11 protein-coding genes are annotated in these 14,986 nt (G+C 53.4%); 7 read left to right on the forward strand and 4 right to left on the reverse strand.

Annotated features, from left to right (window positions below):
* Positions 1–14 precede the first annotated feature (14 nt).
* Entirely contained in the window at positions 15–1,115 is a 1,101-nt protein-coding gene (gene chaA / locus NA197_RS14125) for a sodium-potassium/proton antiporter ChaA (RefSeq protein WP_000148418.1), read from the reverse strand.
* 266 nt (positions 1,116–1,381) lie between these two features.
* Between chaA and chaB the strand changes: the two genes are divergently transcribed.
* Positions 1,382–1,612: a putative cation transport regulator ChaB gene (gene chaB / locus NA197_RS14130; RefSeq protein ID WP_001519701.1), complete on the forward strand. Its 231-nt coding sequence runs from the start codon at positions 1,382–1,384 to the stop codon at positions 1,610–1,612.
* A 79-nt stretch (positions 1,613–1,691) separates the two neighbouring features.
* On the opposite strand, the gene NA197_RS14135 is transcribed toward chaB, so the two are convergent.
* Positions 1,692–2,045 (reverse strand): DsrE/DsrF/TusD sulfur relay family protein, encoded by a 354-nt coding sequence (locus tag NA197_RS14135; RefSeq protein WP_001179794.1) that lies wholly within the window; start codon positions 2,043–2,045, stop codon positions 1,692–1,694.
* A 176-nt stretch (positions 2,046–2,221) separates the two neighbouring features.
* Between NA197_RS14135 and NA197_RS14140 the strand changes: the two genes are divergently transcribed.
* Complete coding sequence (locus tag NA197_RS14140) at positions 2,222–3,646, forward strand: YchO/YchP family invasin (RefSeq protein WP_064043414.1); 1,425 nt, start codon at positions 2,222–2,224, stop codon at positions 3,644–3,646.
* Here NA197_RS14140 and narL read toward each other — a convergent pair whose 3' ends face one another.
* The gene (gene narL / locus NA197_RS14145) at positions 3,647–4,297 is read right to left on the reverse strand and encodes a two-component system response regulator NarL (RefSeq protein WP_001064598.1); all 651 of its coding nucleotides are present in this window, start codon (positions 4,295–4,297) and stop codon (positions 3,647–3,649) included.
* On the reverse strand, positions 4,290–6,086 hold the full coding sequence (narX, locus tag NA197_RS14150; RefSeq protein WP_064000481.1) for a nitrate/nitrite two-component system sensor histidine kinase NarX: 1,797 nt from the start codon (positions 6,084–6,086) through the stop codon (positions 4,290–4,292). The genes narL and narX overlap by 8 nt, the downstream gene beginning before the upstream one ends.
* 340 nt (positions 6,087–6,426) lie before the next feature.
* On the opposite strand from narX, the gene narK reads away from it, so the two are divergent.
* From narK to narI, 5 genes are all read left to right on the forward strand, one after another.
* On the forward strand, positions 6,427–7,824 hold the full coding sequence (narK, locus tag NA197_RS14155) for a nitrate transporter NarK (RefSeq protein ID WP_000019848.1): 1,398 nt from the start codon (positions 6,427–6,429) through the stop codon (positions 7,822–7,824).
* Between the two features lie 387 nt (positions 7,825–8,211).
* The gene (locus tag NA197_RS14160; RefSeq protein WP_048485653.1) at positions 8,212–11,955 is read left to right on the forward strand and encodes a nitrate reductase subunit alpha; all 3,744 of its coding nucleotides are present in this window, start codon (positions 8,212–8,214) and stop codon (positions 11,953–11,955) included.
* Positions 11,952–13,487, forward strand: coding sequence for a nitrate reductase subunit beta (gene narH / locus NA197_RS14165; RefSeq protein ID WP_000702629.1), 1,536 nt, complete (start codon positions 11,952–11,954; stop codon positions 13,485–13,487). The genes NA197_RS14160 and narH overlap by 4 nt, the downstream gene beginning before the upstream one ends.
* The gene (narJ, locus tag NA197_RS14170; protein ID WP_000571667.1) at positions 13,484–14,194 is read left to right on the forward strand and encodes a nitrate reductase molybdenum cofactor assembly chaperone; all 711 of its coding nucleotides are present in this window, start codon (positions 13,484–13,486) and stop codon (positions 14,192–14,194) included. The genes narH and narJ overlap by 4 nt, the downstream gene beginning before the upstream one ends.
* Positions 14,194–14,871, forward strand: coding sequence for a respiratory nitrate reductase subunit gamma (narI, locus tag NA197_RS14175; RefSeq protein WP_000545594.1), 678 nt, complete (start codon positions 14,194–14,196; stop codon positions 14,869–14,871). Before narJ ends, narI begins: the two co-directional genes overlap by 1 nt.
* The last annotated feature ends 115 nt before the right edge of the window (positions 14,872–14,986 follow it).

The following is a 14,986-nucleotide window of genomic DNA, read 5'->3' on the forward strand; positions in this document are numbered from 1 at the left end:
CCGGCTTTTTTATATCAGGCAAAAATCGTCATCAGATAGGCGGCAAATAAAGCCAGATGCGCCGCGCCGTTTAGCACGTTGGTGCGTCCGGTAGAGAACGAAATATGGCACAGCACTAACGAGGCCACCATCACTACCATTTCCGGCGCGCCTAAACCAAATACCAGATCATTACCTGTCGCCCAGGCGATGAGCGTGACGACCGGCACGGTTAATGAAATCGTCGCCAACACCGATCCGAAGAACAGATTCATTGCCCGCTGAACCTGATTATTCAGTACCGCCTTCAGCGCGCCCAGTCCTTCCGGCGAGAGAATTAACAGCGCGACCAGGAAACCGGTAAAGGCGACCGGGGCGTTCATGCTGGTCAGCAACGCCTCCAGCGGGCTGGCATTCATTTTGGTAACGGCAATGACCGCAATTAAATGAATGAGTAACCAGACCGTATGCCAACCGCTACTGTGCGCGGAGGGTTTACCGTGGTGTGGATTGTCATCATCGCCTTCATCTTCATGTTCATAGATAAATAAGCTCTGGTGCGTTTTGGTTTGAATCAACAAAAATACGCCGTACATCGCGGCGGAAATTAACGCGACCAATAATGCCTGACCGGTAGAGAAATTGGCTTGCGGCAATGCCATTGGAAAAACCAGCACAATAATCGCCAGCGGAAACAGCGCGATAAGATACTGCTTAATCCCAAATAAATTCATATATTGCGTTGCGAATTTACGCCCGCCCAACAACAACGAGAAACCGACCAGTCCCCCGGTGACAATCATAATAATAGAGTAGAGCGTATCGCGCATAAGCGTTGGCGCAGCATCGCCGGTAGCCATCAGCGCTGAAATTAAACTCACCTCAAGAATAACGACGGACAGGCTTAAAATAAGCGATCCATAGGGTTCGCCGAGTCGATGCGCTAATACATCGGCATGACGGACCACGCTAAATGCGCTGCTTAAAATACCAATAAGTGCAAGGATATTGATGCCAATAACCACTGGTAGTGACTGGCTGCTTCCCCAAAGGAACAGCACTACCAGCGCAAGAACCGGGAAAATAAGCGAAGTCTCCTTATGGCGGGTTTTCACCGCCTCACAGGCATGTGTCATGAGGGTCTCCCTTGTGCAGGTGTTAATATTTTGGAAAGAGTAAAGAAGGTAAAAATAGCAGAAATTTGTATTTTTTTAGTGGTTTTTTACGTAGTTTTACGGCGTAGACGATTTTTTTCTTTCAAGGTCAGTAAAACAACGATCTTGTTTTAACAGTGTTTAAATAACAAAAAGTTAATTTCCGTAAAAAGCAAAAATCCTCCTCGACTGGCGTAATAACGCATTGTTTACCACACTTAATGTTTTCCCTGAAGACGGAGGCGCTGATGCCGTATAAAGCCAAAAGTGATTTACCCGATAATGTGCGGAATGTTCTTCCAACCCATGCCCAGGACATTTACAAAGAAGCCTTTAATAGCGCCTGGGAGCAATATAAAGATAAAGCCGATCGTCGTGATGACGCCAGCCGCGAGGAAACCGCACACAAAGTCGCCTGGGCGGCGGTTAAAAACGATTATGAAAAAGGCGAGGATGATAAATGGCATAAGAAAAAATAAACGCGGTATTACTCGCGTGTTAGCCTGATTTTCTTGCTGGAAGTCTATCCTGACGCGGGAGCTTTTCCCGCGTACAGATTTAAAATGTCAGCACTTTGTCCGCCGCCAGCGTCCATTGCGCCAGCTCGACCAGCGTTCCGATTTCCACACCGTCAATCAGCGGCAGGGGAGTGATACCACGTCCGTCCGCACAGGTTTTGCATAATTTTACCGGTACGTTTTGCGCGGTCAGAATTTCCAGCATTTGCTGAATATTGTAGCCTTCGGCTGGTTTTTGACCGCGTAACCCTGCGGTTACGGCATCTGACATCAAAAACAGGCGTAAATCGAGATGGCTTTCCTGCTCGCGCAGCGCAATGGCCAGACGCAGGCTATTAAATAATGATTCGCTGCCGTAGGCGGCGCCGTTAGCGATAATGACGATATTTTGCATGGATAACCCTTCTCCTCGAGAAATTTTGTCGGCAATGGCGTTATGTTACCTCGGGAACCGGGTACCGCCAAATGCGTGGAGAAAATCCCGGGACGCTCTGCGGAAAAAATAAGGATATTCCTGGAAGCACGAGAAAAGGCTGCAAAACCTGTCCGGACACGTTATGGTTTACTCTGATGCCATTCCTCTCATCTTTTGTTGTAGAAGTTGCCGACACGTTGAGCCGTATTATTTTTCGTTCATTCTCACTCTCGCTTCTCTTGCTGACTGCCAGCGGTACGATCTGTGCGCAGGCGCAAGACCCTTTCACGCAAAACCATCTGCCGGATTTAGGCATGATGCCGGAATCCCACGAAGGGGAAAAGCATTTTGCCGAGATGGCCAAAGCGTTTGGCGAAGCCAGCATGAAAAATAACGATCTGGATACCGGTGAACAGGCGCGGCAATTTGCTTTCGGACAGGTACGCGATGTGGTCAGCGAGCAGGTTAACCAGCAGCTTGAAAGCTGGCTATCAGCCTGGGGCAGCGCCAGCGTTGATATTAACGTCGATAACGAAGGTCATTTTAACGGCAGTCGCGGAAGCTGGTTTATCCCTTTACAGGATAAACAGCGCTATCTGACCTGGAGCCAGCTTGGTCTTACGCAACAGACTGACGGGCTGGTAAGCAACATTGGCGTAGGACAGCGCTGGGCGCAGGATGGCTGGCTTCTTGGCTACAATACCTTTTACGATAATCTGCTGGATGAGAATCTGCAGCGCGCCGGCTTTGGCGCGGAGGCGTGGGGAGAATATTTGCGTTTATCCGCCAACTATTATCAGCCTTTTGCCGACTGGCAGACGCATACGGCGACCTTAGAACAGCGAATGGCGCGCGGATATGATATCAACGCGCAAATGCGGCTGCCGTTTTACCAGCATATCAATACCAGCGTTAGTCTGGAGCAGTACTTTGGCGATAGCGTGGATCTGTTTGACTCCGGAACGGGGTATCACAATCCTGTCGCGTTAAAACTGGGTCTCAACTATACGCCAGTACCTTTGCTTACCATGACCGCCCAGCACAAACAGGGCGAGAGCGGGGTCAGTCAGAATAACCTGGGGCTGACGCTTAACTACCGCTTCGGCGTGCCGCTCAAAAAGCAGCTTGCCGCCAGTGAAGTGGCGCAAAGCCAGTCATTACGCGGTAGCCGCTATGATACGCCGCAACGTAACTCGCTGCCGACAATGGAGTATCGGCAGCGTAAAACGTTAACGGTTTTTCTGGCGACGCCGCCCTGGGATCTTACGCCTGGCGAGACGGTTGCGTTAAAATTGCAGGTGCGCAGCGTGCACGGTATTCGTCATTTGAGCTGGCAGGGCGATACACAGGCCTTAAGTTTGACGGCAGGAACGGACACCCGCAGTACCGAGGGCTGGACAATCATTATGCCGGCCTGGGATCACCGCGAAGGCGCGGCAAATCGCTGGCGTTTATCGGTGGTGGTTGAGGATGAAAAAGGTCAGCGTGTCTCTTCCAATGAGATCACGCTCGCGCTGACTGAACCGTTTATCACGATGCCGGACGATAATCCGCATTGGCAACCGTTCCAGGAGCAATAATTAAAAGATGCGTTCCTGATGTACCCAGACGGCGGCCTCCACGCGCGATTTCAGCTTCATTTTCTTGAGCATATGTTTCACGTGCACTTTGACCGTACTTTCGGTGATATCCAGACGCCGGGCAATCATCTTATTCGGCAATCCCTGCGCGATGAGCTTCAGAATATCGCGCTCACGCGGGGTGAGTTGCGTTACATCGCGATCGGTGGTAGCGCGGTTGGCCCGTAGGCTGGCCGCCAGTACCGGCGTTAACGCTTCACTTAATACCATTTCGCCGGCGGCGGCCTGTTGTAACGCTTTGAGCAAGTCCTCCGGCTCCATGTCTTTCAACAGATAACCATCCGCGCCGCGCTTTAGCGCCGTGACGACATCTTCTTCATGGTTGGATACGCTGAAAACGACAATACGTCCTGACAGCGCTTTTTCGCGTAATTTATCCAGCGTTTCGAGACCATTCATTCCCGGCATATTCAAATCAAGGAGGATCAGATCGGGATCGAGCGATTCCGCCAGGTCAATACCCTGCTCACCGTTGCTGGCTTCTCCGACCACGCTGATATCGGGCGCCATACTCACAAGCTGCTTTACACCCGTGCGTAGCATCGGATGGTCGTCAATTAACAGGATGGTTGCCGGTTCCTGATTATTCATGGGTATCTCCCTGGGTTTCTGTGAAGTTTGTTTCTGGAATAAAAGTAACAGTGACCTCTGTTCCGCCAGTCTCGCGTCGGCGTACCTGGCAATCGCCGCGCAAACTTTGCGCCCGATCGCGCATGATGATCATGCCGTAGTGATTACTGCGTTCGGCGTTTTCCGGGACGCCGCAGCCATTATCCTGCACTTTTAGTTTGACCTGTTTGCCACATTGCGTCACTGTCACCACCACATCGTCGGCATGAGAGTGTTTAAGGGCGTTGCTGAGGGCTTCCCTGGCAATTTGCAACAGGTGTATCGCCTGGTGTGAAGGCACCAGGCGGGGGGGAAGCTGATAATCCAGTTTTACCGTAAAGCCAAACCGGGCGCTGAACTCATGGCAGCTTGCCTCCAGCGCCGGACGTAGCCCGGGTTCCGTCAACTGTAACCGGAAAGTGGTTAACAGTTCGCGCAGTTGCGCCCAGGAGCAGTTTAGCTCATTGCGAATTTGGCTGAGTAACTCACGGCTGCTTTCCGGTAACACGTCGCCCTGCATTTGCAGGCAGCTCACCTGCATCTTCATACAAGAGAGCGACTGGGCAATAGAATCATGCAGTTCGCGGGCAATGGTGGCACGCTCTTCCATGACAATCAACTGCTGCTGGCGCTCCTGATGCCTGTCGAGCGCCAGAGTCGCGGTAAGCTGTTCAACCAGCGTGTCCACCAACTGTTGTTGATCGTGGCTGAGATGGCGTCCATAGGGCAGCGTCGCCAGCAAAATACCGTATTGGGTGTGAGAGTCGGTGAGCCGCCATTTTAAGGTGGTGCCGCCGTTAATCATCGGCAGGGCGCTACGTGGGCAAAGGTGGCAGCCTTTATCATCGCAACTGATGTCCGACTGACAGGTAAATTCCTGGTGATTATCTTCATCTTCCAGGTCATAGACTCGCAGCTCAATATCATGCAACTGGGTTAAATTTTGCAGGCCATTCAGTACCGGTGAAAGACGCTCACATAGCGGAGCCTGTGAATGCAGTCGGCGGTTGGCTTGCCACAAAAACGAGAGAATCTGGTTTTTATGTTCCAGACCGGCTGTTTTTTCCTGTACGCGCTGTTCCAGTACCGCATAACTTTCGGCCAGCTCTTCAGACATATTATTGAGCGCAGAACCCAACGCGGCCATCTCATTGCGTCCACTGATATTGGCACGTTGGGTAAAGTCGCGCTGACTGACGGCGCGCGCCATTGATAACAACTGTTTCCAGGGCTGCAAAAGGCGAACACGTAGCCAGATAATCGTAAATACCAGCAATAGCGCCATAAAGATCGCCATTACCCGGTGAACTAATACCACGCGTTCGATACGCAATTCAGTAGTATGGTCGAACGACGTCACCAGGCGATCCAGGCCCGCCACAAAGCGCGTGACATCTTCTGCGACCGCGTGCGCGTTTTGCGCGTGCTGTAGCCCTGGCGAGAGTTCGTTATGCCAGTAATCCTGCAACGCTTTAAGCTGCTTCTGCTGCCCGTCTCGCTCAGCGGCGCGGGTCAGTTCCGGGCTGAATGCCGTTTGCTCCATCTCATCCAGCAGCTTTTGATCTTTAGCATCCAGCGGGACAGCGGCCAGTAGTCGATAGCTTTGCATACGCAATGAGCCCGCTTTATTAATCGCATGAGCGCTACCCTGTACGCCCTGAACCAGCCAGCCGGAAACCGCCATCCCCGCCACGCCGATAGCGGTAGAGAGCATGACAATCAGCGCCAGTTGGTTAACCAGCGTAAGAGGAGAGAAACACCGTTTAAACATGTTACCTTCTTTCTTCGGGGTAATGTCGCCGAAAAAACGTAGCAAAAAAGAGGGGCGTCAATCGGCTGTGCCGCTATTCTCAACGATACAGCGGAGTATACCCATACCTATAACGAGTTACTCCTTAATTGCCGCCGTAGAGAGGTATCTGCGACGGGAAGGAGTAGACAGACACAGCATGGTGAAAAACCACAGCTTTTTTACCAAAATAGCCTACTCATTAAGGGTAATAACTATTTTTAGTCGCCGGTGATGACGACTTTTCCTTTGATTTATATCAACTTACCTTCGGCAGTAAACCCTAATGTGGCAGACATCAAATCAAGAATCAGAGGTGTCTATGAGTCACTCATCCGCCCCGGAAAGGGCAACTGGCGCTGTTATCACGGAATGGCGTCCGGAAGATCCGGCGTTCTGGCAGCAGCGCGGCCATCGTGTCGCTAGCCGTAATTTGTGGATTTCTGTCCCGTGTTTACTGCTGGCGTTTTGCGTCTGGATGCTATTCAGCGCAGTGGCGGTGAACCTGCCGAAAGTGGGATTTAATTTTACGACCGATCAGCTCTTTATGTTGACTGCGCTGCCATCTGTTTCCGGCGCGCTGCTACGGGTGCCTTACTCCTTTATGGTGCCGCTATTTGGCGGACGTCGCTGGACAGCGTTCAGCACCGGTATCCTCATCGTGCCTTGCGTATGGTTAGGCTTTGCCGTTCAGGATACCAGTACGCCCTTTAGCACTTTCATTATTATTTCCTTGCTGTGTGGTTTTGCCGGCGCGAACTTTGCCTCCAGTATGGCGAACATCAGCTTTTTCTTTCCTAAACAAAAGCAGGGCGGCGCGCTGGGTCTGAACGGCGGTCTGGGCAATATGGGCGTGAGCGTGATGCAGCTGGTTGCGCCGCTGGTGGTTTCGCTCTCTATCTTTGCCGCCTTTGGCAGCCACGGTGTAGAGCAGCCGGACGGTTCTCAGCTCTATCTGGCGAACGCGGCCTGGATTTGGGTGCCTTTCCTGGCCATTTTTACGTTGGCGGCGTGGTTCGGCATGAACGAACTGGCGACGTCTAAGGCCTCGCTAAAAGAGCAACTGCCGGTGCTCAAACGTGGTCATCTGTGGATCATGAGTCTGCTGTATCTGGCGACCTTCGGATCGTTTATCGGTTTCTCCGCGGGGTTCGCGATGCTGTCTAAAACGCAATTCCCGGATGTGCAGATCCTGCATTATGCGTTTTTCGGTCCGTTTATCGGCGCGCTGGCGCGTTCGGCAGGCGGCGCAATTTCTGACCGTCTGGGGGGGACCCGCGTCACGCTTATCAACTTTGTCCTGATGGCGATTTTCAGCGGTCTGCTGTTCCTGACATTACCTACTGGCGGCGTTGGCGGTAGCTTTATCGCGTTCTACGGGGTATTTCTAGCGCTGTTCCTGACGGCGGGGCTGGGGAGTGGTTCTACCTTCCAGATGATCTCCGTTATCTTCCGTAAACTGACGATGGACCGGGTTAAAGCGGAAGGCGGGTCGGACGAAAGAGCCATGCGTGAAGCGGCGACCGATACGGCGGCGGCGCTGGGCTTTATTTCCGCGATTGGCGCGATTGGCGGCTTTTTTATTCCGAAAGCATTTGGTTCATCTTTAGCATTAACCGGTTCGCCAGTCGGCGCGATGAAAGTCTTTCTTATTTTCTATATCGCCTGCGTCGTTATTACCTGGGCGGTATATGGACGTCATTCTAAAAATAAAAAGTAACTTTTGATTATCCTTTGCGCGGCGTTAGACCGCGCTTTTTTTTATCTGTATTTAGTTACAACATACTTATAATCAAGAAGAGAGACGCGGCAGGGCTAACCACGCACATCTTTATCGGTCATCCAGGGGGATACCCCTTAATACCCACTTGTTGAAAATTTAACATTCATGTCGTGCGTAAATTTAATTTTATGTATTTAAATCAGTAATATATATAAATAAAACTCCTCCTCCAAAAGGAGTATGCAGAAGGTTTGCGTGCCATTTGCATCCCTGTCCGCCTTGATCGTTATCAATTCTCACGCCCATTCAGCGCGTTACCTTCGCCCTTAGTTAAGCAATGTCGATTTATCAGAGAGCCGTAAGGTTCCACACAGGAGAAACCCGATGAGTAAATTCCTGGACCGGTTTCGCTACTTCAAGCAGAAGGGCGAAACCTTTGCCGATGGGCACGGCCAGCTTCTCGAAACAAACCGGGACTGGGAGGACGGATACCGCCAACGTTGGCAGCATGACAAAATCGTGCGCTCAACCCATGGGGTGAACTGCACCGGTTCTTGTAGCTGGAAAATTTATGTCAAAAATGGTCTGGTGACCTGGGAAACACAGCAAACCGATTACCCGCGCACCCGTCCTGATATGCCAAACCATGAACCTCGCGGCTGCCCGCGCGGCGCAAGCTACTCCTGGTATCTCTACAGCGCTAACCGACTGAAATATCCGCTGATGCGCAAACGTCTGATGAAGATGTGGCGCGAGGCGAAAAAACTGCATCGCGATCCGGTAGAGGCATGGGCCTCCATCATTGAAGATGCCGATAAAGCCAAAAGCTTCAAACAGGCGCGTGGTCGTGGCGGCTTTGTTCGCTCCTCATGGCAGGAAGTGAACGAACTGATCGCCGCTTCCAACGTGTACACCGTGAAAACCTATGGCCCTGACCGCGTCGCGGGCTTCTCACCCATCCCGGCAATGTCGATGGTTTCCTACGCTTCCGGGGCACGTTATCTTTCGCTGATTGGCGGTACCTGCCTGAGCTTCTACGACTGGTACTGCGACCTGCCGCCAGCCTCCCCGCAAACCTGGGGCGAGCAAACCGACGTGCCGGAATCCGCTGACTGGTACAACTCCAGCTATATTATCGCCTGGGGCTCTAACGTGCCGCAAACCCGTACGCCGGATGCCCACTTCTTTACCGAAGTACGTTACAAAGGCACTAAAACCGTCGCGGTGACGCCGGACTATGCTGAAATCGCCAAACTGTGCGATCTGTGGCTGGCGCCGAAGCAGGGGACCGATGCGGCGATGGCGCTGGCGATGGGCCACGTCATGCTGCGCGAGTTCCACCTCGACAACCCGCGCCAGTACTTCACCGATTATGTCCGTCGCTATACCGACATGCCAATGCTGGTGATGCTTGAAGAGCGTGATGGTTATTATGCCGCAGGTCGTATGCTGCGCGCTGCCGATCTCGTTGATTCGCTGGGGCAGGAAAATAACCCGGAATGGAAAACCGTCGCTATCAACAGCAACGGTGAAATGGTGGCGCCAAACGGTTCAATTGGTTTCCGTTGGGGTGAAAAAGGCAAATGGAACCTCGAACAGCGCGACGGGACTACCGGTGCAGAAACTGAATTGCAGCTCAGCTTGCTGGGCAGCCAGGATGAGATTGCTGACGTGGGCTTCCCGTATTTCGGCGGCGAAGGTTCAGAGTACTTTAATCATGTGGCGCTGGATAACGTCCTGCTGCATAAACTGCCGGCAAAACGTCTGCAACTGGCCGATGGTTCTACCGCGCTGGTGACCACCGTTTACGATCTGACCATGGCGAACTATGGTCTGGAACGCGGCCTGAACGATGAAAATTGTGCCGCCAGTTATGACGATACCAAAGCGTATACGCCAGCATGGGCCGAGCAGATCACCGGCGTGCCGCGGGCGCAGATCATCCGTATCGCCCGGGAATTCGCCGATAACGCGGATAAAACGCACGGGCGTTCAATGATTATCGTTGGCGCCGGTCTGAACCACTGGTATCACCTCGATATGAACTATCGCGGGCTAATCAATATGTTGGTGTTCTGTGGTTGCGTTGGTCAGAGCGGCGGCGGTTGGGCGCACTACGTCGGCCAGGAAAAACTGCGTCCGCAGACCGGCTGGCAGCCGCTGGCGTTTGCCCTTGACTGGCAGCGTCCGGCGCGTCACATGAATAGCACCTCTTACTTCTATAACCACTCCAGCCAGTGGCGCTACGAGACGGTGACCGCCGAGGAATTACTGTCGCCGATGGCGGACAAATCCCGCTATAGCGGTCATCTGATTGACTTCAATGTGCGCGCCGAGCGTATGGGATGGTTGCCGTCGGCGCCGCAGTTAGGCACTAACCCGCTGTACATTGCGCGTGAAGCGGAAAAAGCCGGTATGACGCCGGTAGATTATACCGTCAAATCCCTGAAAGACGGTTCGATTCGCTTTGCCGCCGAGCAGCCGGAAAACGGTAAAAACCACCCGCGTAACCTGTTCATCTGGCGTTCAAACCTGCTTGGGTCTTCCGGTAAAGGTCACGAGTATATGCTGAAATATCTGCTGGGTACTGAGCATGGTATTCAGGGGCTGGATCTGGGTAAACAGGGCGGTGTGAAGCCGGAAGAAGTGGAGTGGCGTGACAATGGCCTGGACGGCAAACTGGATCTGGTGGTGACGCTGGACTTCCGCCTGTCGAGCACCTGCCTGTACTCCGATATCGTACTGCCGACCGCCACCTGGTATGAAAAAGACGATATGAATACCTCGGATATGCATCCGTTTATTCATCCGCTGTCTGCCGCCGTAGATCCGGCCTGGGAATCGAAAAGCGACTGGGAAATCTACAAAGGCATTGCGAAGAAATTCTCCGAAGTCTGTGTAGGCCACCTGGGTAAAGAGACTGACGTCGTGACGCTGCCGATCCAGCACGATTCTGCCGCTGAACTGGCGCAGCCGCTGGACGTGAAAGACTGGAAAAAAGGCGAATGCGATCTGATTCCAGGGAAAACCGCGCCGCACATCATGACCGTTGAGCGCGATTACCCGGCGACTTACGAACGCTTTACCTCTATCGGCCCGCTGATGGAGAAAATCGGCAACGGCGGGAAAGGGATTGCCTGGAACACGCAGAGCGAAATGGACTTGCTGCGTAAGCTTAATTACACCAAAGCGGACGGTCCGGCGAAAGGCCAGCCGATGCTCAACACGGCGATTGACGCGGCAGAGATGATCCTGACGTTAGCGCCGGAAACCAACGGTCAGGTGGCGGTGAAAGCTTGGGCGGCGCTGAGCGAGTTTACCGGTCGCGACCATACGCATCTGGCGACCAATAAAGAAGAAGAGAAAATCCGCTTCCGCGATATTCAGGCCCAGCCGCGCAAAATTATCTCCAGCCCGACCTGGTCTGGTCTGGAAGATGAGCACGTTTCTTATAACGCCGGTTATACCAACGTTCACGAGCTGATCCCATGGCGTACGCTGTCTGGTCGCCAACAGTTGTATCAGGATCACCAGTGGATGCGCGACTTCGGCGAAAGTTTGCTGGTGTATCGCCCACCGATCGACACCCGCTCGGTGAAAGCGGTGATGGGGCGTAAATCCAACGGTAATCCGGAGAAGGCGCTCAACTTCCTGACGCCGCACCAGAAATGGGGTATCCACTCGACCTACAGCGATAACCTGTTGATGCTGACCTTGTCGCGTGGCGGCCCGATTGTATGGATGAGCGAAACCGACGCCAAAGATCTGGGCATTGAAGATAACGACTGGATCGAAGTCTTCAACAGCAACGGCGCATTGACCGCACGCGCAGTGGTCAGCCAGCGTGTACCGGCGGGCATGACCATGATGTACCACGCGCAGGAACGTATCGTAAACCTGCCGGGGTCGGAAATTACCCAGCAGCGCGGCGGTATTCATAACTCGGTGACCCGTATTACGCCGAAACCGACCCATATGATCGGCGGCTATGCGCAGTTAGCCTACGGCTTTAACTACTACGGCACCGTCGGCTCCAACCGCGATGAGTTTGTGGTGGTACGTAAGATGAAGAACATTAACTGGTTGGATGGTGAAGGCAATGACCAGGTACAGGAGAGCGTAAAATGAAAATTCGTTCACAAGTCGGCATGGTGCTGAATCTCGATAAGTGCATCGGCTGTCATACCTGTTCAGTCACCTGTAAAAACGTCTGGACCAGTCGCGAAGGTATGGAATACGCCTGGTTTAACAACGTAGAAAGTAAGCCTGGCGTTGGTTTTCCGAATGACTGGGAAAATCAGGAAAAATGGAAAGGCGGCTGGATCCGCAAAATCAACGGCAAACTACAGCCGCGCATGGGCAACCGGGCGCTGCTGCTGGGTAAAATCTTCGCTAACCCGCATCTGCCGGGCATCGACGACTACTACGAGCCGTTTGATTACGACTACCAGAACCTGCATACCGCGCCGGAAAGCAAACATCAGCCGATCGCGCGTCCGCGCTCGCTGATTACCGGCCAGCGGATGGACAAAATTACCAGCGGGCCAAACTGGGAAGAGATTCTGGGCGGCGAGTTCGAAAAACGCGCTAAAGACCAGAACTTTGAAAACATGCAGAAGGCGATGTACGGCCAGTTCGAAAACACCTTCATGATGTACCTGCCGCGCCTGTGCGAGCACTGTCTCAACCCGGCGTGCGTGGCGACCTGCCCGAGCGGTGCTATCTACAAGCGTGAAGAAGATGGCATCGTGCTGATCGACCAGGACAAGTGCCGCGGCTGGCGGATGTGCATCACCGGCTGCCCGTACAAGAAGATTTACTTCAACTGGAAGAGCGGCAAGTCCGAGAAGTGCATCTTCTGCTACCCGCGTATCGAAGCTGGTCAGCCGACTGTTTGCTCGGAAACCTGCGTGGGTCGTATCCGTTATCTTGGCGTACTGCTGTATGACGCCGATGCCATTGAAAGCGCCGCCAGTACGGAAAACGAAAAAGATCTGTACCAGCGTCAACTGGACGTGTTCCTCGATCCAAACGATCCGGCTGTCATTGAGCAGGCGCTGAAGGACGGCGTGCCGCAGAGCGTGATCGATGCGGCGCAGCAATCGCCAGTGTACAAAATGGCGATGGACTGGAAGCTGGCGCTGCCGCTGCATCCGGAATACCGCACGCTGCCGATGGTCTGGTACGTGCCGCCTTTGTCACCGATTCAGTCTGCCGCCGATGCGGGCGAACTTGGCAGCAACGGTATTCTGCCGGATGTAGACAGTCTGCGTATCCCGGTGCAGTACCTGGCGAATCTGTTGACCGCTGGCGACACCCAGCCGGTACTGTTGGCGCTGAAACGGATGCTGGCGATGCGTCACTACAAACGTGCGGAAACCGTAGACGGTAAAGTGGATACCCGCGCGCTGGAAGAGGTGGGTTTAAGCGAAGCCCAGGCGCAGGAAATGTATCGTTACCTGGCAATTGCTAATTATGAAGATCGCTTTGTGGTGCCGAGCAGCCATCGTGAACTGGCGCGTGACGCATTCCCGGAGAAAAGCGGTTGTGGCTTTACCTTCGGCGATGGCTGCCACGGGTCTGATACCAAATTCAATCTGTTCAACAGCCGCCGCATCGACGCTGTTGATGTGACCAGCAAAACGGAGCCGCACGCATGATTGAACTCGTCATTGTTTCGCGTCTGCTCGAGTACCCGGATGCTGCCCTGTGGCAGCATCAGCAGGAGTTGTTCGATGCGCTCGCGTCATCTGAGAACCTGGATAAAGAGGATGCCCAGACTCTGGGCGTTTTCCTGCGCGATTTAACCGCGCAGGACCTGCTGGATGTACAGGCCGCTTATAGTGAACTGTTTGACCGTGGTCGCGCCACATCGCTGCTGCTGTTTGAACATGTACACGGGGAATCCCGCGATCGCGGCCAGGCGATGGTTGACCTGATGGCACAGTATGAACAGCACGGTTTGCAGCTCGACAGCCGCGAACTTCCCGATCATCTGCCGCTGTATCTGGAATACCTTGCGCAATTGCCGAAAAGCGAAGCGTTAGGGGGTTTACAGGATATCGCGCCGATTCTGGCGCTGCTCAGCGCACGTTTGCAACAGCGTGACAGCCGTTATGCGGTGCTGTTCGATCTGCTGTTAAAACTGGCGAATACAGTTATCGACAGCGACAAAGTGGCTGAAAAAATTGCAAATGAAGCACGTGATGATACCCCGCAGGCGTTGGATGCGGTCTGGGAAGAAGAGCAGGTGAAATTCTTCGCCGATCAAGGGTGTGGCGAGTCGGAAATCTCCGCTCACCAGCGTCGTTTTGCCGGGGCCGTGGCGCCGCAATATCTGAATATCACCACCGGAGGACAGCACTAATGCACTTCCTGAATATGTTCTTCTTTGATATCTACCCGTACATTGCCGGATCGGTATTTCTGATCGGTAGCTGGTTACGTTACGACTACGGTCAGTACACCTGGCGGGCGGCTTCCAGTCAGATGCTGGATCGCAAAGGAATGAACCTGGCGTCAAACCTGTTCCACATTGGGATTCTGGGTATTTTCGCCGGTCACTTCCTGGGCATGTTAACGCCGCACTGGATGTATGAAGCTTTTCTGCCGGTCGACGTGAAGCAGAAGATGGCGATGATTGCCGGCGGCGCCTGCGGCGTGCTGACGCTGGTTGGCGGTATTTTACTGCTCAAGCGTCGTCTGTTTAGCCCACGTGTCCGCGCCACCACTACCGGCGCAGATATTTTGATTCTCTCGCTGCTGGTGATTCAGTGCGCGCTGGGCCTGCTGACCATTCCGTTCTCCGCCCAGCATATGGACGGGAGTGAAATGATGAAGCTGGTCGGGTGGGCGCAGTCAGTTGTGACCTTCCACGGTGGCGCATCCGCACATCTGGATGGTGTAGCCTTTATCTTCCGTATGCACCTGGTACTGGGGATGACGCTGTTCCTGTTATTCCCATTCTCGCGCCTGGTACATATCTGGAGCGTGCCGGTCGAGTACCTGACCCGCAAATACCAGATTGTACGTGCGCGTCACTGATTTTCTCTCAATGCCCTAAACTCCGCTTCGGCGGAGTTTTTTTTGTCTATGGAAAACCCCCAGCTAGGCTGGGGGTTCCGGAAAGCTTTCAGCTTTAAGCCAGTTATTAAAACCC

Origin of the sequence: Salmonella sp. NW884 (assembly GCF_051700745.1) — a bacterium.
In the GTDB taxonomy this organism is placed as follows: domain Bacteria; phylum Pseudomonadota; class Gammaproteobacteria; order Enterobacterales; family Enterobacteriaceae; genus Salmonella; species Salmonella enterica.

What these genes read in the sequence shown, in the direction of transcription:
- chaA (WP_000148418.1), bottom strand. Translation starts at nt 1,115, where the DNA reads ATGACACATGCCTGTGAGGCGGTGAAAACCCGCCATAAGGAGACTTCG.
- chaB (WP_001519701.1), top strand. Translation starts at nt 1,382, where the DNA reads ATGCCGTATAAAGCCAAAAGTGATTTACCCGATAATGTGCGGAATGTT.
- NA197_RS14135 (WP_001179794.1), bottom strand. Translation starts at nt 2,045, where the DNA reads ATGCAAAATATCGTCATTATCGCTAACGGCGCCGCCTACGGCAGCGAA.
- NA197_RS14140 (WP_064043414.1), top strand. Translation starts at nt 2,222, where the DNA reads ATGCCATTCCTCTCATCTTTTGTTGTAGAAGTTGCCGACACGTTGAGC.
- narL (WP_001064598.1), bottom strand. Translation starts at nt 4,297, where the DNA reads ATGAATAATCAGGAACCGGCAACCATCCTGTTAATTGACGACCATCCG.
- narX (WP_064000481.1), bottom strand. Translation starts at nt 6,086, where the DNA reads ATGTTTAAACGGTGTTTCTCTCCTCTTACGCTGGTTAACCAACTGGCG.
- narK (WP_000019848.1), top strand. Translation starts at nt 6,427, where the DNA reads ATGAGTCACTCATCCGCCCCGGAAAGGGCAACTGGCGCTGTTATCACG.
- NA197_RS14160 (WP_048485653.1), top strand. Translation starts at nt 8,212, where the DNA reads ATGAGTAAATTCCTGGACCGGTTTCGCTACTTCAAGCAGAAGGGCGAA.
- narH (WP_000702629.1), top strand. Translation starts at nt 11,952, where the DNA reads ATGAAAATTCGTTCACAAGTCGGCATGGTGCTGAATCTCGATAAGTGC.
- narJ (WP_000571667.1), top strand. Translation starts at nt 13,484, where the DNA reads ATGATTGAACTCGTCATTGTTTCGCGTCTGCTCGAGTACCCGGATGCT.
- narI (WP_000545594.1), top strand. Translation starts at nt 14,194, where the DNA reads ATGCACTTCCTGAATATGTTCTTCTTTGATATCTACCCGTACATTGCC.